Genomic DNA, 22,829 nt, shown 5'->3' with positions numbered 1-22,829 from the left:
CATTGGAATTCCCATGTGTCAAACCAGGTAGACACTCCACTAAAAAGAGAGCTCGGTCTCATAGACGCTCTTTCGGTAGGGCTAGGCGCAATTATTGGTGCAGGGATCTTCGTACTCATAGGTATCGCTGCTGGCCTAGCAGGCCCAGCCGTCGTCCTGTCAGTCGTAATTGCCGGCATAAGCGCGTCCTTTACTGCTTTGAGCTTCTGTGAACTGGGCTCTGCCCTCCCGAAGTCTGGCGGCGTCTACGAGTATGGCCACACCTTGATACATCCACTGGTCGGCTTCCTTATGGGCTGGATGTGGGTAGCAGGAAACATTGTGCTTGGCGCCACGGCGAGCCAGGGCTTCGCTTTCTACTTGTCTTTTTTCATACATGGACTTGACTTCCACATTGTTGCAGCTTTGCTAGTCGTCTTTGTTACTCTGATCAATATTTTAGGGGCAAAGCTATCTGCATGGGTAAACAATGTCTTTGTAGCTATCAAGGTCTTGGTCTTGATCCTGCTTGTCGCAGTAGGCTTGCTCGCTGTTCAGGCAGAAAACTTCACTCCATTTATGCCGAGAGGCTTTATGCCCGTCTTAGAGGCTGCGTCCCTATTCTACTTTGCCTATATAGGTTTCCCTAGGATCGCGACAATGGCAGAAGAAGTGAGGGATCCCGAGAAAAATATCCCGCGAGCAATCCTCTTAGCTCTAGGCATTTCTGCCCTCCTTTACGCGCTAGTCTCATTCACAGCCGTAGGTGTTGCTGGCTGGCAGAGGCTCGCATCAAGCAGTGCCCCCCTCGCAGAGGTAGCAGAGATGCTTGGCTTAGGCTGGGTTATTGGCGTCGGAGGCCTTGTTGCGACATTCAGTGTTGTCTTGACCTCAGTCATGGGCCAGTCGAGGGTCTTCTTTGCTATGGCAAGGAACAACGAGATACCTCAAAAGCTATCAGAGGTTAGCGAGAGGTTTGGGACACCAGTCTACTCTATTCTCCTTTCAGGAGGAATCATGCTTGTCCTAGTATTGTTTATGGACATCTCAGGCTTAGCGATGCTTACTAGCTTCCTTGTCCTTCTCTCTCATGTATTGACCAACTATGCCTCTCTGCGACTCTACAGGGACAAAAAGTTCAATCCAGCGTTCAAGGCGCCCCTACGACCGCTACACGCCTTTATAGGCATGGCTCTAAGCCTGGCGCTTGCCCTCAGCGTGGAGGTGACAGCCATTAAGATAGGTGTGATACTCATTGTTGTGGGCATTGTGTGGTTTTACATATACAAGACCTACGTAAAAAGTAAAATATAAATCATGAAAAATGTTTTTAGACTTATGGCTGAACAAGAGGTTTACCGACGTGGTTTCAAGTTACTGAAGGGATACTCAGAGCTCTCTTTAGCCTCCCAGATACTTGGAATCATATCGCTCATACTTATATTTCCTATGCTCTTTGCTATCTTTACTCAGCTTAGTCGTGAACCCTGGAGCTCTCTCCCTGAACCTGGTCTCCGCCAGCACTTCATGAACTTTGCTGGGCTTTTGGTTGTAGAGGTACTATTAATCCTAGCTTCAATCATATTATCTCTTATAGCTATTTATGGGCGCCTAGTCCCAGCTGGAGAAACGCTCGCAAAGTGGCGATCCACTTTTTCATCTTCTGCCAAGCTAATGAAATATGGCTACTGGGGCTTCCTAGGGCTCATAATCCTCGCCATAATAATTCTCGTGGCAGGTATAGCTCCCCACATTGGCAACCTGCACGGATTGATTTCTTCAAGTAGAAGTGAAACTAACGGTATGATTATCTCACTGGTTTTCACCTTTCTGGGTGCCGTCCTCGTTGCGATTGTTGCCTCTATAGCTTACCTCATCGGCTGGATAGGCGAAATAATGTTTCTCTTTGAGCTGTCAACACAGACAAGTTTACAGGGCTTTAGGACGGCTGGTATACTCTATCTTCTAGCTTTCCTAGTAAGCTTTGTGTCATTGGTCCCCCACCTGATACTAGTCATATCTTTTGTTGCTCCCGCCCTACAGATAGCTGCCTTAATAATCCTACGCGAAAGCGCAATCAAGGCCCTCAAAGAGGCCGGCCAGGCGCCAGCAACTAATGCTCCCCCAGTTCCACAATAAAGATTCTTCCCTGGCTGGGAGAATTCAACGTACACACTTTTTTAAATGGGCAATTCTCACATGTGGAGCCACAGCTGACTTCCTCCGTTTTCAGTCTTCCCATGTCTCTGAGCATGAGCAATGCTAGCCTAACTTTTTCCTCTGGTATTCCCGTCTCCCGGCTAATCTCCAGAGTGTTTATGAGCTTTTTCTTCTGTGCCGTCTCAATGATCTTGCTGTATATTTGCTCCAGTTCCCCCGTATCTAACAGCCCCTGCCTTTCTTTATATCATACGAATAGCGACCTTGAACTGTTCACGTTCCAGTGCCTTCTCGAAAGCCTCAGGGATACTTTCAACGCCTACAAACACGCTGGTAATCTTCGGCTTAACGGCGCCACTTTTCAGTAGCTTTATTGCCTCCTCGAAGTCCCTAAAGTCGCCACACCTACTCGTAGCAATCTTGACTTCCTTTACAACTGCCCTCGTCAAGTTGACGTTGCTCCTGGAGCCGGGAGTAGACTTCAAGTGAACTGTTCCACGGGGCCTAGCAATGTCTATGGCAAATTCTACAGCTGATGGGTCCCCAGAAACATCGAACACAACGTCAAATCCTAGACCCATCCAAGTCTCCTCGAGCAACTTGCTAGTGTCCTCAACGTATGCAACGCGGAAGCCTTCAAGCACTAGGAGGCTGGCCTTGGGGCTCCCCTTCCTCGCGATGATCACAGGCTTTGCACCCCTAAGCTTTAGGAGCTGGTACAATAGGTATGCAAGGTTCCCCGTGCCAATTATCGCCACAGTGTCCTCTGGCCCCACAGGGGTAACCCTGAGCCCATGTATCAACGCGGCGAGAGGCTCAACCTCTGTTGCTACCACTGTATCCAGGCCTTCGGCCAGGTGAAGGGCAGACTCGGGCGCGACAAAGTACTCGGCCATCCCTCCGTCAAAGTCTATGCCCAGAGTCTTCTTGTACGGGCAATGCGTGTACATACCAGACCTGCACGCCTCACAGCTCCAGCACGGGAAGTTAATCTCTGAGACAACCGTCCTGCCAACTAGGCTTCTAGACCCCTCGACAACTATCCCTACAACCTCGTGTCCAGGTATAAGGGGCTTCTTGAACAAGGGGTAAGACCCAGTATAGAACGCCTTATCTGTCCCACATATTCCCACCGCGAGAGTCTTCACGAGAGCCCAGCCCTGCGGTCTAGAGGGAATGGGAACATCCGTAACCCGAAGCAAGCGTGGACCAGACAATAAGGCGGCCTTCACAGTGATACCCTCACATGAGTTGCTTAAATAATTTCTTACTTGGCTATCCCCGAGCTCTTTGTTAGGAGAAAGACAAATTAAGCTCTGGCTGTTCCAGTCTCATTCAAGGGGAATATTGAATTTTTCCGAGTTCGAGTGGTTCTTTTAGTCGTCTAACGCCGCGAAAATCTTCGATGGCAATGCTCTTGACAATAACCCTCATTATTAAGATAAAATTAGTTAGGCTGTATAAAAACTATGCTCTTAGAATTGTTGGTCAATGCAAAAGTTCCCAATGTAGACCTTTGAGCCCTCGATCCTGAATATGGTTTTTCCGTAAACTTTCTCGCTGATGTCGCTCGCCAAGTCTACACATGAAGCTACGGGATTTTTCATACATTTTTCAAGTTGTTCTTTGTATTCTGCAGGCGTAATTGGAGCTAGCTCGTGTAGCAGGGCTTTAAAAACGCTACTCTTAGCGATGTATGATCGGGTCTGTGTCTTTGAATCTCTAAACATTTGTGACAGTATTGCGCATATGAGCCTAATTCTGTTGTCTTCAAGGACAGGCTGTGGCTTAGGCACCTGGGTTATGTCGGGAAGTATAGAAGTGACGATTGTTTGTGCAAGGATGCCTAGTACTCCTTCATAAGTCTTCTTGTCTTCCGCTTTAAGAGCCTGAAGTGCGGAAACAATCTGTGCTACGTCTGCTTTTCTGTGTATTACGCGGGCTCCCTGGATATTTTGGGATTCAGGAGCAACTATTATGTATAGCTTCTTGGGACATTCAGCATGTTGTAGCGGGTTTATGTCTAGAGTTGAAAATCTAACTTTTACCTCGATACATGTCCCGTCGACAAGGACAAGGTCTGGTCTGCTTGAAATGTTGGCTTTGCCCTGTGGTAGTTTCTTTTCCAGCTCACCTACCAGGGCGTGATGCAAGTCTCTTTCTAGGTCGACCGAGGCTTCTCTGCGCCTTGCCCCGTCAATCAGCCTAATGACGTGGCGAAAGACAAAGCCTCGCTTTAACATTTCTACTGCAGTATCGACAAGGTAGGGATCCAGCAGAAAGCCTTGAGCAAGTTTCTTGACGAAATCTCTCGCTTCATCCTCGAATCCAGGAGCCAACTCAACCTTATTAAATGTTCGGATTCTATTGTATCTTTGAAGCCCTCCCCTTTCCCTTAGCTTCTCAAAAAATTTTTCCTGTAAGTCAGCAGATATAGCATGGGAGGTCAGCACAACATGGATCTTGAATCCTGCAAGTTCATCTGCTTTCCTAAGAAAAGTCTCCATATATTGAATATTTTCCTCTAGCTTTGACTCTTCCCTCTCCAGTGGAACTTCGTCAAGAAGGAACAAGAGAGGTATGTGGACACCTGTGGCTTCCGCAATTGCACAGGCAACGGTTAGAAGTTCTGGGTTGTTCCCTCCGATTGTCTTCCCCGTCACCGTATGAACCCAGTTAGCAATGGATTGGGCTAGTCGAACTTCGAGAGTATTTACGAAGCTTTTAAATTTCTCTGAACTGTTGCTGAATGATTCAAATAAAACTGGGCCTTTAGCCGTGAATTCATCAAGCAACTGGAAGAGTATGAAGGATTTCCCGCTCCCCGGAGGCATCAACAACAAATACAGTCCTCTGTTTTCCGACTCTATGTGGCCTACGATATCGTTGAAGGTCTTTGTAGGAAGCTTGCCGTAAGTTTTAACGTAGCGCCTATATTCTTCCACACTTTTTATGGACAATGGTAGACTTTTAGGAGAAAACATTTCTTTAACACCATGGAGGATCTTGGAGGACATACCTATCTCCAAACTTCCAGACGAGTTTATAGAACTGGCTAGAAACCTTGCTGGCGTCCGGGTCGTCAGGTGGTAGCTCAAAGTTGTTTGCCTTTAGCCAGGCCCCAAGGTATGCATCAGCTATCTCTTTGTCTCCTAAAACTTTCCCAAGCGCTCTCTTATAAACCTCCTCCTTTACCTTTGTGTTATGCCGATAAGAGGTCTTAACATATTCGTCAAGCTTCTTGAAATCAGCCTTTTTACAGATGTCGGGGATCTCGAGTAAGAGTAGGCTAAGGGCGTCACTGGAGAGGCTTAAACTGACCGCCTCGGTTTTTCCACCGGCAAGCCACTTCTTTCTTTTCCTCGACTTGGAAATTATTTTGTCGACCTCTTTTTTGTTGATGATAAGGCTAAAGGGTCGCACACCCAAAAGTGTTGGAAGATAAACGACGGCCTTTACTTGTCGGGGCTTTAAGTAGAAGACCGATGAGATGCTTCTCTTTCTCACGTGATAAAAACAATATGACGCAATTTATATTTTTTCATGGAATAAAAGTAATAACATGCAAATTTTCTAATTGCTACGTTTCCCATCAAAAAAGCTTTCTCATCAAGGAAAGAGAATAATGACTACTCTATGAGTTAGTCTTTGTTGATTCCGCCTTAGCCCTAGCAACTCGTGTAATAAATGTTTTGAGAGTTTCCCGTTTCATGTAGCCAAGTAGAACCAAGAATATGAGGATCAGGGCCACGAAGACCAGGTTAGAGATAGGTTTAGGCGGATTTACATGGATTGAGTTGCGAATGTATTGATCAAGGTTTCTGTTTTCCTGTGTCCAGGACACCCTGAAGTCTACGGGCAGCTCGCCTATAGGTGCTGTCTGATCTATGTCTACCTCGAAGGTTACAAGCTTGCGCTCGTGTCCAGATAGAGTCCCGATATAAACGCTGGTTGTGCCTGTGACAAAGGGTGAAAACATCTCGACACGGACGTCGTCGGCAGTCATGTTTGACGTGTTCTCAACTTCATATACGAGTCGATATCCTCTACCACCTCTTGTCACTTCAAGACTTGTCACGTTTCGTATATTGAAAGTCGCCTTCTCGAGTACTGTTAACGTAAAATATATGGTACGCCCGCTTGCATTCACAGCAAGTCTATGATTGCCTATTGGTGCATCGCTACGTATATCGGCCAGAAAGTTAATTGTCACAGTCTGTCCTACAGGCAAGTATGGAATAAAGGCCTCTGCGCTACTTGCCGAGCTGGGCTTCACCCATTGGTCTCCTAGGAAGTCAACCTGTACATTTTTCGCCATATAGTCCCCCGAGTTTACGAAAGTAACCCGAAGCATTACCTGGTTGTCTCCTGGAAAGATTGCCGTAGGGACTGTGGTGACAGAGGAGACACTTAGTTCCCAGTCTCCATGCACTTCAAAGCCGAGAGTATACACATCTCTGGCAAACCTCCCGTCTGTTAAAGTATAAGAAACGGCTGCAAGGAGCTGTAAGGCGCCGTATACTTTTGGCTGTACAAATACATTGAATGTAACTAGGGTTGAATTTCCATGTGGTAGCGAACCAAGGTGTATATTTGAGGGCCCAATAACGGATCCTATGTCTGGGCTCTGAGAAGTCAGTGTCAAGGTGAGATTCTTTACGTCTATTGATCCCGTGTTGTTTATCAGGAGAAGAACTCTGTTAACTTGGTTTGGATGAAGTGTTTCATTAAGCAGGATCAACTTTATCTCTGCGCCGCTACGGCTAACATTAAACGAAACTTGGATTATGTCGTCATAGGCATTGCCGTAATCGTCATAGTAGTGTATTCGAAAACTCAGAGTCCCCGACCCCTCCAATGAGGTAGATCTGACCATTAAAGTAATCAAGGAGCTTGCTCCTGGGCTTAGTTGCTTAATCCGTGAACGTGAAGTTCCCAAAACATACACGCCTGGTCCCGGACTAGCGTCAACTGTTATGTCTTGTGCTGTTGCATCTCCGATATTGATAATCGATGCTGCGAGTTTGGAGTTCAAGCCATATGGAAGTGTCCCGTTCAGTAAGCTAATAGATAGAATTGGTGTGGGAGACCTTGCAACTTCGAAGCCAACATTCAACATACTCGTATGGGGATTCCCACTCTCATCGAAAAAGGAAAAGGATAATTGAAGCTGGGCTACACCGACAGCGGTTCTGTCAGCCCTTATAACAAGCGGTAGAACTTTTGTTTCTCCTGGAGCAAAGTCGCCCAGTGACGCCGATGAACCAGAGAGCACTGCTAGGCCAGGCGAAAGACCAGAGACTGAGACTCTAACATCTTTTGCAGGGCTAGGACCAGTATTGGTAATGTACAGGTATGCCTGTGTCCTCTGACCTGATGAAATAATATTTGGAGTTAGTGTGAGGGTAAAGAATGGTAGACCTCGAGTTCTCACAACCTGAAAGCCAATGGTTACAGTTTGAGTAGTTAGTGTCCTGGTAAAATCTTCAGAGGAAATTGTGACGGTTAGAGCAACGCTGTCTCCCGCGGAGCTATCAACCATTACGTTGATTGGCAGGGTAAGGGTCTCTCCTACATTTACAAGACCTTTTCGGCTTAGAGACTCTCCAAGAACAGTAACAAAGGCGCTTGCAGGAGTAACGCGTACTTCAACATTTCTTGCGGGAGCACCCATCACCTTGACTGTGATTGTTACTGAGTTGTTTTCTCCTTTTGACAAAACCTGTTTATCAGATGTTACAGTAAATGAGGGGCCGCCAGAGAAGCCGACGTTGAAATTGATAATAGTAGATGTATTGTTACACTGAATTAGAAGCTGGGCCGGATAATATGAAGCTAGGTCCCCGCTGGGAATATTTACCTGGAATTTTAGGGGAAGGAGCGCTCCTTGACCGAGATACCCAACATAGCTTGCATTCGCAGTGAGGTTTGATCGGGCGACTCCCTGTATTGTTAGAGTTGCATTTAGAGATACATTTTCGCCAAGGCTCTCATGCTCTAGGATAACGTACAGCGTATCATTGACGCCGCTCATTGGAGGAGCCTGCCAGTAGGAATCATTCAGCGAGAAAACTGGCTGAGCATGCGCTATAAGCATGCGGAGTACTATTAAGATCACTATTCCTATAATAATTGTTTTCCATCTCATATTATTCCACCTTTAATCTTAAAACTCTAACAGCAGCTAACAAGAAGATAAACGTGAATAATCCGAGTGTTAGACAGTCCCAAGATACGTCAAAAAGCGACCATCCTCTAAGCTGGATATTCCTGAAAGCCCTGAAGAAATAGTAAAGAGGCAACAATCTGCTGACTAGTTGAACGTCCGGAGACAGCAATTCTACAGGCCTAAAGAATCCAGAAAAGAGCATTGAGGGGATAAAGACGAAAATGGCTGCCTGATATGCTTGAAGCTGGTTGCGGGATGCCGCAGAAATAAGTAGCCCCATGGCTAGGGAGCAGAGCAACATAAGCAAAGAGACTATTAGAAGCGAGAAGAGGTCACCTTTTACTCTTACTCCTAGAAGATAAACAGCAAAGGCGAGGGTAACGGCTAGGTCAGCTACTGTCACCAATGCGTATGCGAGAAACTTCCCAAAAACAACGTGCCAGCTCGAAATGGGAGCCATAATAAGTTGTTCAAATGTTTTACGTTCTCTCTCACGGCTAATTGAAACAGCTATAAGGCTCATTGGAACGAGGTGAAGGAGAATACCCATTATTGTCGAAGTGAAGCTATCCACAGCGCTAACTTTTGGGCCATAAACTGTTTCTTCCTGTACTTCTATATAGAAGGTGCCGTAAAGCTCTGACGCTTTTTTCATAAAGCTCTGCGTAGAGACAACGGTCCACTGCCACACTAGCTCTGAGACAGTTGCATAGGCTGCATCGAGAATTGTAATGATCCGCGTGCTACGTCCCCTAGAAACATCATATGTGAAGTTTTCTGGGATAACTACAGCAGCGTAAGCTACTCCTCTCTGTACAAGGCTTTTACCGGCCTCAATAGATGAGGCATAAGCAACAATAGAGAAGGTACTACTCGTCCTCAAAGCCTCAATCAGTTGCCATGAGGCAGTGCCCCTATCCAAGTTAACTATGACTATAGGGATTGTGCTTTTTTCTTCGCCGTAACCTGCAACGAACATTGCCATTACAGCTAGAGGCATGAGGAGAATCATGGTTAAAGACCTTGGGTCTCTAAGAAGCTGCTTGACATCCTTTATAACCAGCGCAGTGAGAGCTCCCATAGATAATCACCTACTTGTGAGCCTAATGAAGGCGTCTTCCAAGCTAACATACACGGCGTAAGCTCGAACCACCTTGATACCTTCCTTTTCGAAATTCTTCGTCAAAAGGACAAGCTTCTCGGAGGCATCAGACACAAGTAGTCTTAGCCTGCTATAGGATCCGTCCTTTTCAAATTCTAAAATCTGGGCATCAAGGTTGATTAGCTTTGGACGGGGGTCTCCTTCTACAACCAACTCTACAAGGTCTCCTCCAAAAGCAAGTCTCTTGATCTGGAGAGGTGTACCCTCAGCGGCTACGCGTCCCCTACTCATTAGGGCGATCCTGTCACAGTTTTCTGCCTCATCCATGTAGTGGGTAGTCACGAGGATAGTTACTCCTCGGCGTTTCAGCTCTCTAAACTTCTCCCAGAAATACCTTCTTAGAGGCGGATCTACACCCGCGGTTGGTTCATCTACGACCAGTAATTTGGGATTATGTATGAGGGCCACTGCCAACGCTAATCTCTGCTTCATCCCTCCACTCAGTTTACCTGCAAGCCTATTCCTAATTTCTCTTAAATTAAATTCGTCCATGAGTTGCTGTATCCTCTCGTTGGCTTCTTTACTTTTAATACCATACATTGATGCATAGAGACGCATATTTTCCTCTACTGTCAAGTCTTCATACAAGCTAAATTGCTGAGGCATGTAACCTGTTATCTTTAGAACTTCTTTGCGGTTCTTTTCAACGCTTATTCCAAAGACTTTCACATAGCCAGAAGTAGGCTTGAGAAGGCCTAGAATGAGCCTGATTGTTGTAGATTTGCCAGCTCCGTTTGGTCCGAGTAGACCAAAAATCGTTCCTTCTTCTACTTTGAGGTTTACACCATCAACTGCCCTAAATCCCCCAAAGACTTTGACGAGATTGACAGCCTCGATTGCTATGGTCATCGCTTCTGATCAAATTTTCAGAATCTTTATATACTTTTTTCACGGTAAAAAGTTAATATGAGTGAATTCAGAGATGCTGTCGAGGTTCTAAGGAAGTTAGGTTTCTCAGACTACGAGGCAAAGGCCTATGCTGCCCTTCTAGCTATGGGCGAACTTACACCCAGAGAAATAAGCAGTGCAACTAATATCCCATACACAAAGGTCTACGATGCTCTAAAAAAGCTAGAAGCCCGAGGGTGGGCAATGGTGGTTTCACGGTCCCCTTTAGTTTATGCTCCAAAGAAGGTCGAAGAAGCCATTGCAATAGAGAAAAGAAAGATAGAGGAAAGGCTTAAAGAGGCCGAAGAGAAACTAAAGACTCTCGAAAAAGCTGGATCTGTAGCGACGGGAATCTATGTTATTAGAAATTTCACAGCTCTCATAAAGGCTATACGAAACCTTTTAGCCGACTCAAGCGAAGTATACATGGTCATATCCTCTGAGAGGCTATTTGAGAATATAAAAAGCCTGGTCTCCAAGGGGAAAATAAAAGGAGTCATAGACATAGATATGCAGGCTCCGCGCTACGGGGAATGGAGAAAAGCCCAACTCAACTCCCCCTTAGATATTATCATTGCTGACAGCTCGAAGCTTATACTCCACTTCTCATTGCTTAGCTTACATGAAAAAACGAGCGGCGTACTCGTGCTTGACAGAGAAATTGCAAGCGCTGCTACTGAATACTTTATGAGAATATGGAAAAACGCCGAGAATCCAGGAATGGCAGAGTCGATTTAAAAATAATAAAAAATAATAAATGTCAAACATTGAGAATTCTGGAAAGACATCAATATTAGTTCTGAACCTTATTTTTCTCCAGAGTCTCGATATATGTTTCTTCATACATTCTTCCAATATTTCTTATCGAGTATTTTTCTTCGGCTTTTTTCCTCGCATTATACGAGAGGCGGCTCCACAGCTCCTCGTCGTCTAGGAGAAGCTTTATTGCTTTTGCAAGGTCTCTTGCATCCCCGGGTCTGGTCAGTAAGCCGTTGACATAGTGGTCGACGATTTCTGGTATGCCTCCCACTCTAGAGGCTACGACCGGTGTCCCGGAGGCAAATGACTCTATTAGCACCACGCCAAAGCTTTCGCCTCCAAGGCTAGGCAACACGAAGACCTTCGACTCCTGGTATAGCTTGATTTTTCTTTGTTCATCTACCTCGCCAAGGAAAAGAACCCTTTCGTCATTGGGTGCTATTGCTTGAAGGTAGGGCTTCATGTAGCCGTCGCCGGCAATGATAATTTTGGTGTCTCTACTCGTCTCGCTTAGTATGCTTGATGCCTCTACCAGCACATGTACCCCTTTTCGCCAAACGAGCCTACCCACATACAACACAATGTTTTCCCTTTTCCTGTCGCCTGGCCTGTACTTCTCGCAGTCAACAGCATTAGGTATCACTTTTACGTTTCTCCACCCGAGAAATCTCTTTAAGAAATCTGCCGCCGCATTGCTCACAGCAGTCGCAATGGTTGGTTTCAGGATCCACCTATACAGAGAGACGTAAGAGAGAGGTGCCCACTTGTCAGGCGAGCCTACAGGTGGGAGGGAGTGGTTAGTGAATATGCATGGAACCTCGAGCCTCTTGCAGATGGCCCCAGTTGCAAGAGAGAGCGGCGTGAAGACGTGGTGGACATGGATAACGTCGGGCTTAAGCCTCCGTACTGTTTCTTCGATAAAGCTGGGCGAAGGAATCGCGAAGTAATGGTCTAGTGGCAGGAGGCTTGAAGCCTCTACATGGCCAGAACCCTTGCAGCAGCCATGGTTGCATAGCACGCTTACCTGGTAGCTCCTCTGCTTGAGCCAGTTTTCGAGGAGGGAAACCTGGGAAGCCACGCCTCCATGCCTACATGGGCCCCACTCAGACACTAGAAGCACGTGCATAGCCTAGCCACCACTTGAAGGCTGAGCGAGACAGCGACAAAGGAATCGACAAGCCTCTCCCAGCCATACTTCCAGCCAAAGATTACAGCAACAGGTAGGGCCACAGCAAGGCTTACGGGCAAAACATATACTGAACCAAGAAGGGACAAAGCCGCTGTAGAATAGAGGAGCAGAGCCGAAAAATTTGGGTACCTTACAAAGAGCGTCTTGTCTCCAATTAGCCCGTCGAACTCCCTGTCGTCCCTCAGGTTGCGCAACTGCAAAAACGCAGAGTAAACACCTATAACTAGGGCTATTGCAACGGTTTGCTGGCTAAACTGAACATGAGAAAGCAACGCGCCAAACAAAAATAGGAGTATCCCGAAATACAGCATGTGGGATACCAGCTCTAGCCCGGTTCTTGCCTTTAGCCTAAAAGGCGGAGAACTATAAGCCACACCTAGAACAACAGTGGAGAGATAAACTAGGAAGCTGGAAAGAGGGGTCAACAAGGCTACCAAGGCTAGGGCAACAGCCTGGTTAAGTAGGACAACATAGAGAGCCCTCCTGTCGCAGTGCCCAATAAACGGGTTGTACTTTTTCGGGTTAAGCATGTCCGACCCCACGTCGAAATAGTTGTTCACAGCGAAGGCGGTGGCAAGGAAAGACACAAGCGAATACAGCCCCACCAAAGCTATTTGGGGCTCGGGCTTGCCCTGGAGAATTCCTAGCAACCCCATCCAGAGGTAAGCCCTCCACCCCCTTGGCCTAGAGACAAGCAGGGCACACTTCAATAACATGGGCATAGCGGGACACCTACATGACAAGCGAAAGCAACCTGTCTACCTCTACTGTTACCAGTTTTTTCAGAAACTCTTTTGCGACGGGGTCCCGTACACTGGAGGCAACCTCCATGTAGCTCCTGATAAGCCTTTCCGCTTCCTTGACCACGTCCCGGCCCTTATCATTGATTGGTTCTATAAGGAATCTCTGTGCAAGGGCCTGGATGTCTTCCCTGAGAAAAAGCATGATCCTCTGTTTGTGCCTGGGGTCCCTCACAGTCCTAATGAGGCCAAGGTCGCTTAGCCTCTTGATAAGCGATATGAGCTTTACCTTCGAGATTTTCCCGCTTAGGCTCTGATAAAGCTTATTTACATTGATGCTTGGATATAAGAGTACCTCGTAGAGCACTTCGAACTCTTCATCGAGCATATACCGGTTTAAAATTGAACCAGTTTAAATTTATTCCGGTTCCAAAAAGGAGTATGAAGACTGTAACCTATCTTGCCGCCATGCGTCCCCCGAAAAAGCTTTTCCACATTTAAATGTCTAGGATAAACGTATTGGCGTCGAAAACCATAAAGCCTTGGTGAGCAAGCAACTGAATCTTTCCAACTCTTGCCTTTGTTTACTCTAGCTATCATCCTTCTATTTTTTCTTCTACTTCCCGTTCTCTATCCGTATGTCTTCTTCTTGGTTTTTAGAACTCCATAGAGAAACACATTCGTGTCCATACCTCACGGAGCTCACTTCTCAGCTCGTGATAATCCTCAAAATTTGTCACCTCAACCTCTACGCTGTCAAAGTATTTAGTTAGGTCTGCATCTCTTCCCCTTTTATCTATCTTTTTCATAGTAACTTTATTCTTTTTCACAATGATCATTACCAGATAAATAACTTGCTGAACCTCATAAAAAGAATAACATAAACAACAATAGTCGAAGCATTATTATTCTCAGTTCTCGTGTTCGCCCGCTATAATTATCTTGACTGACGTCACTTAGATACTAATTAGACATGTTTGGCTAGCTTCTCTAGGAAGCTTCCAAGGTTGGAGCACGGTATCCTTGCACCGGCCGCTTGTCGGTGTCCTCCGCCGTGGCCTCCAAGCTCTACAGCTATTTTTCTGAGCAAAGTGTTGAGGTCTACCTGGCTTGTTGACCTAAGGCTCATGACGCAGAGGTCTTTCCTCTTTTCTACTGCGACGCCGACCTTCACGTTTTTCTCGACCCTTGCATAGAAAGCAGCTGTGCCGAGGCTTCCCCCAGGGTCTATTATGTAAGCAACGTTTCCCAGGACGATGGCCTCTTTCGCTACGCGTAGCCTAAGCTCCTCGTTTAGCCTGCTCTGTAGGGCTGCCTTTTCAACTAGTTGTGGGTCTTGTGATGGGAGCTTGTTTTCTGCTAGATACTGGACAAGTTTTCTTTTCTCTTCGTAGTTTCTCCCTATTGCCTCTAGAGCCAAAACAAGTGTACCAGCTTCGAAGAAGAGTGTCTTGACGTCCCAGGTTTCGAGCATTTCAAGGTACCATGGGGTAGACATCATGTGGTCGCCTATCGCGCCGTAGACTGCTACCCTGCTCATTTCACGTGGAGGATTAAGAAACCTATAGGACAGCTCCGCCGCAGAAGCCCCCTCCTCGTGTACAACTGTCACTCCTGTGCTTTTAAGCCTGTCCACCGCACCATTGTCTGGGTGGTGATCAATATAGATTATCCTGGAATCAATGGAGCCTAATAGCTGTAGCAACTCTTCTAGGTTCCGCTCGTCGATAGCTATGTCCTGGATTATTACGAGCTCTTTGCCGAGGGCGAACTCCCTCAGGTCTCCGAGCAGACCGACGGGATGTGTGAAGTAGACCTCTGCATCCCTATAGATGCTCTTCGCTATAGCGGCAGAAGTTACGCCATCAGCGTCCCCATGCGCCAGGATGACAGTATCCACGGGTTACTTGTATGTCATCTACTAAAAATATGTTTGGATGGAGAGAGGAAAACCCTAAATATTTTTGGCACACTCTAGAAGTGTATGAGCCAAGGAGAAACCTTTAGCAGGTTATATACAGTTTCCCGCGAACACATTGCAAAACATGTCTCCCTAGAGGGGACAGGAATACTTTCTACGCCAAGCATGATAGCATTCATGGAGGAGGCTAGCAGGATATTTCTCGACGGCAAGCTACCCGAGAGCCAGACCACCGTAGGAGTACACATCGATGTCTACCACGTTGCCCCAGCCCTACTCGGCTCGCAGGTCGAGATACGTGGCAGGGTCCTGCGTGACACCGGGAAAAGAGTGGTCTTGTGGCTGGAGGCGTGGTGCGGAGAAACGCTTATAGGCTATGCTGTCCATGAGAGGGCGGTAATAGACAAGAAAGAATATGCAAGCAGGATTATCTCGATGATAGCTACAAAGATGGGCGGATAGCAAGGTAGAAAACATGTTTAAGCGCTATACTGAACTATTGTATCTTTCTCTACCTATATTCCTCTGGCCACTTGTCTTCGTAGTTTTACGTGAAGTCTTCATAACAGCAATGCTTCTCGCTACTCTTCTCCTGGGAACCTTAACTCTCCTATTCTACAGGGAAAAAGTACACAGGAATCTGAGACCCACGTGGAAGAGTGCCCTGGCAGGACTAATTCTCTCGTTCCCCCTCTACGGTATATTTGTCTTTGGAAAAATCTTCCTTACAGCCTTAAACCTACAACACTCTGTCTCAAACGTTTATACAAGCATCTATTTGTCTAGCGACGCCACGCTTCTGCCATTTTTCCTAACAATAATAGGGGCAATGGAGGAGCTATACTGGAGGGGCGGCCAATTAGCAGTCTTAGAAGAAAGGCTTAAGAGGATACATGCCTATATGCTCAGCATATCGTACTACACCCTTGTCCACATATGGACCCTCAACATATCACTTCTACTGGGAGCCCTTACGATAGGCATCTACATGGCCATCACAGCTAAAAAACTGGGCCTGTCAGCTTCGATGATTTGCCACGTGGCTTGGCTGTTAGAAACAATTGTACTCTTCCCTCTGGGACCATAGAAAATTCTTTAAGCCGTCACAGGAAATCTTTATATTTTATACCTCTTCCTTCTGCACAAGTCTATGTCTGCTGAGTGTAGGATCAACGTTTTAGAATACCTCGGAGCAGTCCTAGGACTCTCTGTTTTCATGGGGGTTGGCTGGCTATACCTGTTGTCACTCACAGGTATGTCTTCCCTACAGTCTATAAACTATCCTTTTGTCCCATTGGTTCTAGCGGTAGTTCTAACAGTTGTTGTACACGAGGGGACACATGCAGTCATTGCGAAGATCCTCGGCGCAAAGAAGATAAAGGCCGGAATATTCAAGTACGGTGCATACGTGGCTGTAGAGGATCCCCTGCCAAGAGACAAATGGGTAATAGTTGCATTGGCACCGCTAATAATTTCCCCCATAACATTGCTCCTAGCATATCTCTCGGGTGGAATATTCAGAGACACATTGATACAAGCTAGCATAATCAACTTTGTGGGCTCTAGCGGGGACATAGTTCTTGTTCTCTTCTCTTTGACTACTTCTAGGGATACGTTAATCAGGGACGAGGGCGCTGCAATAGTCTATAGGGGAAAATGTCCAGATATGAGCCGAGCCCGCAAGATAAGAGCACTGGCACCAGCAGGACTAGCTCTCTTCCTAATGCTAACCATCGTGTTGCCGATCCTCATGTTCGCAGCCCAGTTCAGCCTGCAGCGGGCCGACAGGGCTAAGGAAATCCTGCAAGACAAGGGAACAATGACAGTAGACTTATTTGGCCTTGTAGAGGCGAGGGCATCCTTGGTAGACACACCCTCGGGAAAAGTCATATCCTATACTGCGGAGCCAAAGCCCCTATACTTTGCCTTGGCCCTCCTAGTCAGTCTTATAGCTGGCTATATCGGCTGGTTGGCTGAGAAACGTCGAGTCAGGGAGCAAAAATAGCTATTAATGAAATTCCAAGGCTCTACAGTTTTACTAGCCGAATGTCTTCTTCAGTAACTGCAAAACCATTCTAGCAGCTCTAAGCACGCTTGGGGACACAGGCTGGTCTATCTCTGTATTCTCGACCTGTATGCCCAGCACGTGAAACTCCAATTTAAGTACTTCACTTAAAATGCTCAAGGGAAGACTATGTGTTGAAGCCAAAAAGTTCTCGTCTACTTCGCCTTGCCCAGCAAATATTATCGTTCCGGGAGCCAGGCTGGCATAGACGGCATCTACAATGAGGAGGCTTCCCCTGTTCATCTGCTTAATCTTGGAGGTGCAGTTTTCTATACCCTTCCAACATATAACTAGGTAGGGATACCTGGAAACTCTAATGAATCTCCTACCTATTAGCAGGCCAACCTTGTCGTCGCCCCTCAGAGGGTTTCCGAGAAAAACCAGGACAGGCTTCTTTAAGTATAGCTGTCTAAGCTGTTCCTCTATCTCATCCAGCCTGTGTCTATCGCTTGACAACACTATTTTCCTCCCAGGCTTATCGCTCTATATCTAAGAGCACTACCGGCATAGTTAAAAGTATATGCAAGCCTCTCGAGTAGCCTCTGCATCTCTGCAGAATACCTTCTCCTTAATTCCTCACAAGCAAAATAGTGCTCTACAAGCTCTTCCCTTAGCCACCTTGCCCCCTTGTCGTCCCTAACAGCCTGGAAAACATAGAAGTAGTGCCTAAACAGGTCGTGCCTTGGATTATAGCTGTCCCTAGAAGACCTATACTTCTCAAGCATCGCCTCTAGCTCGCTAGAGTATAGAGCCCCCCTAGATTCCACAGTCCTAGCTAGGTGATCAACGACCGCGTCATATATCTCTTCGTAAAGCCTACGAGTCTTCGAGCCCGCTGGGAAACCCGCCATGACCTCTAGTAGTAGCTGGATAAATACGCCAGACATCTTATACTTGACTCTTCCACGCGTAGCCCTCGCCAGCGTGGCCCAGACACCGAATCCCTTGTCTGTGTATGGGTTGCTACCGCTACCGCTATGAATAGAGAGGTAGACATTCATGCTTGAGACAATGCTGTGCAGGGTTGAAACAGCTTCGTAGAGCTGGTCAAGCCGGCCGGAGTAGTCTTCCCGCTTCTTGAAACCAATGTTTGGGGCAATGAAGTCTACCCTCACGCCACGGGATAAAAGCTCAGAGAGGTAAAAATAAACCTCCAACGGGTTGCTCTCGAAAGGCGTCTCGTCAAAGGCCACCTCTATGCCTGGGGCATAGCCGTTCTCATTTAAAATCAAGCTGTAAACCCGAGAAGCGTATTCCAAGCTCCTCCAGAACTTTACAGCTAGACGCAAAACATCTTGCCTCGTAAAGTTGAGACATACATGCCTGTCATCTCCCAGGAAACAATGAGTACCAACATATCTTTCTTCAAGCTTTTTCCTCTCGTCTGCACCAAAAAGCTCCTCGTACCTAGCCTCCACGTCACTTAAAGGCGCCTTGTCCACAGAGAAATCAATCAAGTCGCATGTATCGATAGTCGCGAAGTCTACCCCGCCTGCCTCCCTGGCTTCCCGTAGTTCTTCCCGAATGTACCTAATCGACTCTTCAGCCTCACCGTCAGTTATAGGCTCCTCAACCTTAACACCTGCTATCTTTTTTAGTGCCCTCTCGACAGAACCCATTATCGTTACGTGGTCAGCCTCTACCTCCAATGGGACGCCAAGCCTCCCAGAATAATCTCTAGCCATGGACACATAGCTAGAAATACTTGTCCCCGTGTGGCCAAAATAAAAGAACCTTGGATCCCTAGACTCGATGTAATTCTTGGGCGCGGTCTCCCTGTTAAAGGAAAGCATAACCGTAGAAAACATTGCTAGCCGCCGAGAAGCCTCTACGACCTCAGGCAAAACAATCTCAGGAATCCTTATGCCAATCCCAGGCCTAGGAATTTTCCCTAAATACATCATTATTGCTTCGGCTTGCCCCCAGATAAAGATTTGCTAAGCCTCTGGAATACTCAGTTTTAAAGGAACATTTAATTGGCTGGTTTATTTCTCTAACCGAAAAATTAAAAATAATGAATAATATGTTTTAATATGCAAGGGGGAATCGAATGAACCTCCTAGAACAATATTTTAGCTATCCAGCGGCTCCAGAAAGAATTATTTCAATCATCGGCATCGAGCTCCACTGGATCCTGCTCCAATACACACTAGGACTGCCCTTTGCCATACTTGTCCTACTACTCCTGTATAAGAAAACCGGGAACCAGAACTGGCTAAAACTTGCTAGGACGGCCACAAAGGCTCTTGGAATAAACTTTGCCCTCGGCGCCGCATCCGGCACACTAGTTGAGTTTGGGCTAGTCGTTGTGTGGCCAAACGTTCTTGAGGCGGCTGGACGATACATCTATTACCCACTATACCTCGAGATCTTCGCTTTCCTAACAGAGATCGTCTTCGTATACCTCCTAGTGTTCGGCTGGAACAAGCTCTCGACGAACGCAAAGATAATAGTAGCCTTCCTTGCAATGTTTGGGGCATGGTTCAGCGCAGCAATGATCGTCAGCGTAAACAGCTACATGGTGGCCCCAACGGGAATCGTCTCAGCATATAACCCGCAGACGGGATGGACGTATAGCCAGGGCTATCCCAAGGTGCTCCTCGTAGTCCCAAGCGACCTTGTCGGGGCACTAGACGTCGCAAAGCTACAGTCTTTAGGCATGGAGGTAGTCGGGCAAATGGGCAACGGGGTAGCAGTATACATGCCCTCAAAGATAGTAGCTAGGCTTGCGTATGAGGCTTGGAGCATGAAGACAGTTGGAGACAGCGTCCTAGCCCTTGTCGTGAAGCCCGAAGCACTCCCTGCAATTAAGGGTCTCCTCGTGAAGGACGTCGTGGACAAGATACTTGTAGAGACAGTCAGGACTGTCGGCTACACAACGGTGACTTTCCAGTCCCCAGTCTACCTTGGAAGCATCCTGCACTCGATAGGTGCAGCCCTAACAGTCACTGGCTTCACGTTCGCCGGGGCCTTTGCCCTCCTTATGCTCCTCACAAAGAAAAAGACCGCATACTACATGGACGACCTCAAGTTTGGCGTTTACTTCTCTCTTGTAGCTATACTCCTCCAGGGCGCCGTCTTCGGGCACACAATGGGAGAGGAGATAGCACAATACAACCCAGAGAAACTAGCAGCCATGGAGGGCACAAGCAACCAGATACTAAGCATTCCTAGGACTTTCGGGATAGAGGGGCTAATGAAACTAATAATCTACGGGAACCCCAACGCCCAGCTACCAGGCTACGACCAGATACCAGTGGACTATTGTAGCCTCATGGGCGTCCCCAACATTCCTGACTGCAGGCCTCCGCTCATCTTACACTACCTCTACTATACCAAAACAGGACTAGCAATTCTCCTTGGACTCCTCTCACTAGCTGTGGCTGTAATGCTTTGGATGAAGAAGGAACCTGGAAATATCTGGCTCTGGAGCCTCGCCGCCTCGCCAGTAATTGCCCATTTGGTATCTTTCCTTGGCTGGGGTGTCAGGGAAATGGGCAGAAAGCCTTGGACAATATACGGGGTAATGACCGTTGACGTTGCGAGGACAGCTAACCCCGTCGATCCACTAACCTATGCAGTAGTAGGCCTATTGTTCATCGCAGTCTTGGCTCTGCAGGTATACGCGGCTTGGAGACTCCTATTCGTTCCAAGTCTGAGAGGTGAGGAAGAATGAATCCGCCAGCACTCTTCCTGGGACTGGTCTTCGGGATACACATAGTAGCAGTCAACGTCGGAATAGCCCTAGCCACAGTGATCCCGTTCCTAAAGCGTAGAGCCGCCAAAACCGGAGACAAAGCACTAGAGGAGGCCGCGCGTGGGCTCTTCAAGATTTACGCTGTTACCTATGGACTTGCAGGCGTTATGGGGACAGCATTCACGGTCTTCCTTGTCAGCTTCTACCCAGAATTCGTAGGGATAGCAGGCAACATAACGATGATACCCTTCGGTATATCCATTGTCTCGATCCTCTTCCACTTCTTCGCCATAGTCTCCTACTGGTACGGGTGGGGCAGGTTCACTGAGAGCCTCCACGACATGGTAGGCTGGCTACTAACGATAACCGCATACACCATACCACTCGGATTCAGGGCTGTCTTCGCTTTCCTAAACACTCCAGCAGGCCTTATCCTCGAGCCCAAGCCAAGCCTAAACGTCGTAGATGCTTTGCTCAACCCCACCTTCCTGCCACTATACCTCAAAAGCGTCACGGGCGCGCTTACCTTCGGCTTCCTATTTATAGCTGGTGTGCTTGCATGGAAAGGCTTGAGACAGGAGCTGAGCCAGGTCGAGAAGGGCCTATATATGGACAGCATAAAAATAGCACTCATGGGACTAATAGCAATGATGTTCCTGGGTCCGTGGTACGCCCTCGCCCTCGTAAACGTCCCGGTAAAGTTCAACAACATCTTCGCAGGTCTAGGAGCCGCCCTAAACGCTCCAACGTTTTCTAGCTACGCATGGCTATTCATAGTAAAAATGATACTAGTCCTGATACAGGCAGTAGTCCTACTCTACCTTCTGGCCCCAATAAAAGGCACGGATATCCTCTTCTCTCAAAATGGATACAAAGCGACAATAATTGGAGCCGTAGCCGCAGGTCTTACGGTGCTTACAGGGGAGTACCTCAACGCATTCAGCCAGTACCCATTCTTCGTCGCGAACGCCCCACTAATTGCCGACAAGTTGCCAGAGCCATATAAGACCATCCTCACAAGGGCGTTGAACCTAGAAAACGTGAGCCCACTTGCACAAGACCCCTCACTCTACCTGGTAACAGTAATAGGCGTCACTATACTCCTGGCAGCCACAGGATACCTACTATACGTTGTATTCTTCAAGGCAAACAACCACTAAAACACCTTAGGGAACATGAAGATCTTTTTCTTTTTCTCGTCTATTTCCACTGTGGAAAACTGCCCTGCATCCTAGATGATAGGTTTAAAAACTCCTTCATTGTCCTTTTCTGTGGTGCTCCTTGCCCAAGAAGATGACGCTTAGACGCCTCATGGGCTACCTCGAGAAGTGCCAAAACCTAACAGACGAAGAACTCGCCGAGATAGAGGAACGCCTCACAAGGGGCGAAGACGTCCTAGAGCTCGGCATAAAGTACCTAAAGTTCGACGAGGACAAGGACGACCACATAGTAGAAGTAGACGACCTCGAAGCCCTCCTAGCAGACAACGGCTACGACCCAGAATACGACAGATACAAAACAGAAGAAATCTAGACCTCCTCGTTCCCCCTCCCAGACAAGACAAGGAGCAAAACAAACAGGACAAACGCTACAAGCATAAGGATAACTCCGAGAAACATCAAAAACGTTACGACGCCCGGCTCTCCCACACCAACACAGAAGACAGGAACAAAGAATACAAATATGCACGCCCCCGTTCCTCCTGTCACGTTGCTCCCCCAAGCAAGACCCAAAAGCACCAGTAAAATGACGGCTAGAAACACCAAAGCAAATCCCGCGAAAACAAGTTTTAGCCCCGTCTCGAAGCTGTCCCTCATATCCCCGTAGACACCCCAACCAGCCTCAACGCCAATACAAAAAAGAAAAACAGGAGCATCAACAGGAGTGCAAGCAGGGAAGCCTTCTTCGCCGCCTCAGGGCTAGAGCCAAAGATAATGGGCAACGGGCCAATCATCAATACGCCCCCAGCCTCGGCCTCGCCGCCTCTCCTCAGGCCCGAGAAGGCCATAACTAGGAAGCCCACCAGTATCAAAAGCATGCCCGCTACAAGCAATGCGTAAAACAGCCATATGAGTGGCTCCATAGCCCCCAAGATAAATA

23 protein-coding genes are annotated in these 22,829 nt (G+C 47.3%); 9 read left to right on the top strand and 14 right to left on the bottom strand.

The genetic code is table 11. The features are described from left to right. Nucleotides 1-15: 15 nt before the first annotated feature. Both N186_RS08530 and N186_RS08525 read left to right on the top strand, forming a co-directional pair. A complete protein-coding gene (locus N186_RS08530; protein WP_020963412.1) occupies nucleotides 16-1,293 on the top strand; it encodes an APC family permease in 1,278 nt (425 codons plus the stop codon). A 24-nt stretch (nucleotides 1,294-1,317) separates the two neighbouring features. Then, entirely contained in the window at nucleotides 1,318-2,118 is an 801-nt protein-coding gene (locus N186_RS08525) for a hypothetical protein (protein ID WP_020963411.1), read from the top strand. A 263-nt stretch (nucleotides 2,119-2,381) separates the two neighbouring features. Here N186_RS08525 and N186_RS08520 read toward each other — a convergent pair whose 3' ends face one another. The 6 genes from N186_RS08520 to N186_RS08495 all read right to left on the bottom strand — a co-directional run bounded on the left by N186_RS08520 (nucleotide 2,382) and on the right by N186_RS08495 (nucleotide 10,319). Continuing rightward, a complete protein-coding gene (locus N186_RS08520) occupies nucleotides 2,382-3,371 on the bottom strand; it encodes an alcohol dehydrogenase catalytic domain-containing protein (protein WP_020963410.1) in 990 nt (329 codons plus the stop codon). A 243-nt stretch (nucleotides 3,372-3,614) separates the two neighbouring features. Then, the gene (locus tag N186_RS08515; RefSeq protein ID WP_148682181.1) at nucleotides 3,615-5,123 is read right to left on the bottom strand and encodes a P-loop NTPase family protein; all 1,509 of its coding nucleotides are present in this window, start codon (nucleotides 5,121-5,123) and stop codon (nucleotides 3,615-3,617) included. Between the two features lie 4 nt (nucleotides 5,124-5,127). Next, nucleotides 5,128-5,646: a hypothetical protein gene (locus tag N186_RS08510; protein WP_020963407.1), complete on the bottom strand. Its 519-nt coding sequence runs from the start codon at nucleotides 5,644-5,646 to the stop codon at nucleotides 5,128-5,130. A 127-nt stretch (nucleotides 5,647-5,773) separates the two neighbouring features. Further along, nucleotides 5,774-8,287 carry a COG1361 S-layer family protein gene (locus tag N186_RS08505; protein ID WP_020963406.1) on the bottom strand — a complete coding sequence of 838 codons (2,514 nt, stop codon included), beginning with the start codon at nucleotides 8,285-8,287 and terminating at the stop codon, nucleotides 5,774-5,776. Nucleotide 8,288: 1 nt separating this feature from the next. Next, entirely contained in the window at nucleotides 8,289-9,389 is a 1,101-nt protein-coding gene (locus N186_RS08500) for an ABC transporter permease (protein ID WP_020963405.1), read from the bottom strand. A gap of 6 nt (nucleotides 9,390-9,395) precedes the next feature. Further along, the gene (locus N186_RS08495) at nucleotides 9,396-10,319 is read right to left on the bottom strand and encodes an ABC transporter ATP-binding protein (protein WP_020963404.1); all 924 of its coding nucleotides are present in this window, start codon (nucleotides 10,317-10,319) and stop codon (nucleotides 9,396-9,398) included. Between the two features lie 57 nt (nucleotides 10,320-10,376). Here N186_RS08495 and N186_RS08490 point away from each other — a divergent pair, with 57 nt between their 5' ends. Then, the gene (locus N186_RS08490) at nucleotides 10,377-11,096 is read left to right on the top strand and encodes a TrmB family transcriptional regulator (RefSeq protein WP_020963403.1); all 720 of its coding nucleotides are present in this window, start codon (nucleotides 10,377-10,379) and stop codon (nucleotides 11,094-11,096) included. Between the two features lie 55 nt (nucleotides 11,097-11,151). Here N186_RS08490 and N186_RS08485 read toward each other — a convergent pair whose 3' ends face one another. From N186_RS08485 to N186_RS08465, 4 genes are all read right to left on the bottom strand, one after another. Continuing rightward, a complete protein-coding gene (locus tag N186_RS08485; protein ID WP_020963402.1) occupies nucleotides 11,152-12,243 on the bottom strand; it encodes a glycosyltransferase family 4 protein in 1,092 nt (363 codons plus the stop codon). Next, nucleotides 12,228-13,028, bottom strand: coding sequence for a UbiA family prenyltransferase (locus tag N186_RS08480; RefSeq protein WP_020963401.1), 801 nt, complete (start codon nucleotides 13,026-13,028; stop codon nucleotides 12,228-12,230). The genes N186_RS08485 and N186_RS08480 overlap by 16 nt, the downstream gene beginning before the upstream one ends. A gap of 10 nt (nucleotides 13,029-13,038) precedes the next feature. Next, nucleotides 13,039-13,434: a MarR family transcriptional regulator gene (locus N186_RS08475; protein ID WP_020963400.1), complete on the bottom strand. Its 396-nt coding sequence runs from the start codon at nucleotides 13,432-13,434 to the stop codon at nucleotides 13,039-13,041. Nucleotides 13,435-14,013: 579 nt separating this feature from the next. Continuing rightward, nucleotides 14,014-14,946 (bottom strand): DHHA1 domain-containing protein, encoded by a 933-nt coding sequence (locus N186_RS08465; RefSeq protein ID WP_020963398.1) that lies wholly within the window; start codon nucleotides 14,944-14,946, stop codon nucleotides 14,014-14,016. 84 nt (nucleotides 14,947-15,030) lie between these two features. Between N186_RS08465 and N186_RS08460 the strand changes: the two genes are divergently transcribed. The 3 genes from N186_RS08460 (at nucleotide 15,031) to N186_RS08450 (ending at nucleotide 16,972) form a co-directional block, all read left to right on the top strand. After that, nucleotides 15,031-15,429, top strand: coding sequence for a thioesterase family protein (locus N186_RS08460; protein WP_020963397.1), 399 nt, complete (start codon nucleotides 15,031-15,033; stop codon nucleotides 15,427-15,429). Nucleotides 15,430-15,442: 13 nt separating this feature from the next. Then, nucleotides 15,443-16,054 carry a CPBP family glutamic-type intramembrane protease gene (locus N186_RS08455; protein ID WP_148682180.1) on the top strand — a complete coding sequence of 204 codons (612 nt, stop codon included), beginning with the start codon at nucleotides 15,443-15,445 and terminating at the stop codon, nucleotides 16,052-16,054. A 63-nt stretch (nucleotides 16,055-16,117) separates the two neighbouring features. Further along, nucleotides 16,118-16,972 carry a DUF3267 domain-containing protein gene (locus N186_RS08450; RefSeq protein ID WP_020963395.1) on the top strand — a complete coding sequence of 285 codons (855 nt, stop codon included), beginning with the start codon at nucleotides 16,118-16,120 and terminating at the stop codon, nucleotides 16,970-16,972. Nucleotides 16,973-17,005: 33 nt separating this feature from the next. Here N186_RS08450 and N186_RS08445 read toward each other — a convergent pair whose 3' ends face one another. Together N186_RS08445 and N186_RS08440 are read right to left on the bottom strand one after the other, a co-directional pair. Continuing rightward, the gene (locus tag N186_RS08445; protein ID WP_020963394.1) at nucleotides 17,006-17,491 is read right to left on the bottom strand and encodes a hydrogenase maturation protease; all 486 of its coding nucleotides are present in this window, start codon (nucleotides 17,489-17,491) and stop codon (nucleotides 17,006-17,008) included. Continuing rightward, nucleotides 17,491-18,936 carry a tagaturonate epimerase family protein gene (locus tag N186_RS08440; RefSeq protein WP_148682178.1) on the bottom strand — a complete coding sequence of 482 codons (1,446 nt, stop codon included), beginning with the start codon at nucleotides 18,934-18,936 and terminating at the stop codon, nucleotides 17,491-17,493. Before N186_RS08440 ends, N186_RS08445 begins: the two co-directional genes overlap by 1 nt. Before the next feature lie 146 nt (nucleotides 18,937-19,082). On the opposite strand from N186_RS08440, the gene N186_RS08435 reads away from it, so the two are divergent. From N186_RS08435 to N186_RS08425, 3 genes are all read left to right on the top strand, one after another. After that, nucleotides 19,083-20,708 carry a cytochrome ubiquinol oxidase subunit I gene (locus N186_RS08435; RefSeq protein WP_020963392.1) on the top strand — a complete coding sequence of 542 codons (1,626 nt, stop codon included), beginning with the start codon at nucleotides 19,083-19,085 and terminating at the stop codon, nucleotides 20,706-20,708. Then, a complete protein-coding gene (locus N186_RS08430) occupies nucleotides 20,705-21,889 on the top strand; it encodes a cytochrome ubiquinol oxidase subunit I (RefSeq protein WP_020963391.1) in 1,185 nt (394 codons plus the stop codon). Before N186_RS08435 ends, N186_RS08430 begins: the two co-directional genes overlap by 4 nt. A gap of 121 nt (nucleotides 21,890-22,010) precedes the next feature. Further along, entirely contained in the window at nucleotides 22,011-22,262 is a 252-nt protein-coding gene (locus N186_RS08425) for a hypothetical protein (RefSeq protein ID WP_052886774.1), read from the top strand. On the opposite strand, the gene N186_RS08420 is transcribed toward N186_RS08425, so the two are convergent. Beyond that, nucleotides 22,259-22,546, bottom strand: a complete 288-nt coding sequence (locus tag N186_RS08420) for a hypothetical protein (RefSeq protein ID WP_020963389.1) — start codon at nucleotides 22,544-22,546, stop codon at nucleotides 22,259-22,261. The genes N186_RS08425 and N186_RS08420 overlap by 4 nt on opposite strands. Then, nucleotides 22,543-22,812: a TIGR00304 family membrane protein gene (locus tag N186_RS08415; RefSeq protein WP_020963388.1), complete on the bottom strand. Its 270-nt coding sequence runs from the start codon at nucleotides 22,810-22,812 to the stop codon at nucleotides 22,543-22,545. Before N186_RS08415 ends, N186_RS08420 begins: the two co-directional genes overlap by 4 nt. Nucleotides 22,813-22,829 lie beyond the last annotated feature (17 nt).

Source organism: Thermofilum adornatum (genome assembly GCF_000446015.1).
In the GTDB taxonomy this organism is placed as follows: domain Archaea; phylum Thermoproteota; class Thermoprotei; order Thermofilales; family Thermofilaceae; genus Thermofilum; species Thermofilum adornatum.
This window is presented reverse-complemented; position numbering and strand designations above follow the sequence as displayed.

Bases quoted from the DNA above. Each gene is read 5' to 3' on its own strand.
- N186_RS08490 (WP_020963403.1), top strand. From the start codon at position 10,377: ATGAGTGAATTCAGAGATGCTGTCGAGGTTCTAAGGAAGTTAGGTTTC.
- N186_RS08525 (WP_020963411.1), top strand. From the start codon at position 1,318: ATGGCTGAACAAGAGGTTTACCGACGTGGTTTCAAGTTACTGAAGGGA.
- N186_RS08435 (WP_020963392.1), top strand. From the start codon at position 19,083: ATGAACCTCCTAGAACAATATTTTAGCTATCCAGCGGCTCCAGAAAGA.
- N186_RS08475 (WP_020963400.1), bottom strand. From the start codon at position 13,434: ATGCTCGATGAAGAGTTCGAAGTGCTCTACGAGGTACTCTTATATCCA.
- N186_RS08415 (WP_020963388.1), bottom strand. From the start codon at position 22,812: ATGGAGCCACTCATATGGCTGTTTTACGCATTGCTTGTAGCGGGCATG.
- N186_RS08450 (WP_020963395.1), top strand. From the start codon at position 16,118: ATGTCTGCTGAGTGTAGGATCAACGTTTTAGAATACCTCGGAGCAGTC.
- N186_RS08505 (WP_020963406.1), bottom strand. From the start codon at position 8,287: ATGAGATGGAAAACAATTATTATAGGAATAGTGATCTTAATAGTACTC.
- N186_RS08500 (WP_020963405.1), bottom strand. From the start codon at position 9,389: ATGGGAGCTCTCACTGCGCTGGTTATAAAGGATGTCAAGCAGCTTCTT.
- N186_RS08420 (WP_020963389.1), bottom strand. From the start codon at position 22,546: ATGAGGGACAGCTTCGAGACGGGGCTAAAACTTGTTTTCGCGGGATTT.
- N186_RS08515 (WP_148682181.1), bottom strand. From the start codon at position 5,123: ATGTTTTCTCCTAAAAGTCTACCATTGTCCATAAAAAGTGTGGAAGAA.
- N186_RS08440 (WP_148682178.1), bottom strand. From the start codon at position 18,936: ATGATGTATTTAGGGAAAATTCCTAGGCCTGGGATTGGCATAAGGATT.
- N186_RS08430 (WP_020963391.1), top strand. From the start codon at position 20,705: ATGAATCCGCCAGCACTCTTCCTGGGACTGGTCTTCGGGATACACATA.
- N186_RS08485 (WP_020963402.1), bottom strand. From the start codon at position 12,243: ATGCACGTGCTTCTAGTGTCTGAGTGGGGCCCATGTAGGCATGGAGGC.
- N186_RS08455 (WP_148682180.1), top strand. From the start codon at position 15,443: ATGTTTAAGCGCTATACTGAACTATTGTATCTTTCTCTACCTATATTC.
- N186_RS08460 (WP_020963397.1), top strand. From the start codon at position 15,031: ATGAGCCAAGGAGAAACCTTTAGCAGGTTATATACAGTTTCCCGCGAA.
- N186_RS08480 (WP_020963401.1), bottom strand. From the start codon at position 13,028: ATGCCCATGTTATTGAAGTGTGCCCTGCTTGTCTCTAGGCCAAGGGGG.
- N186_RS08495 (WP_020963404.1), bottom strand. From the start codon at position 10,319: ATGACCATAGCAATCGAGGCTGTCAATCTCGTCAAAGTCTTTGGGGGA.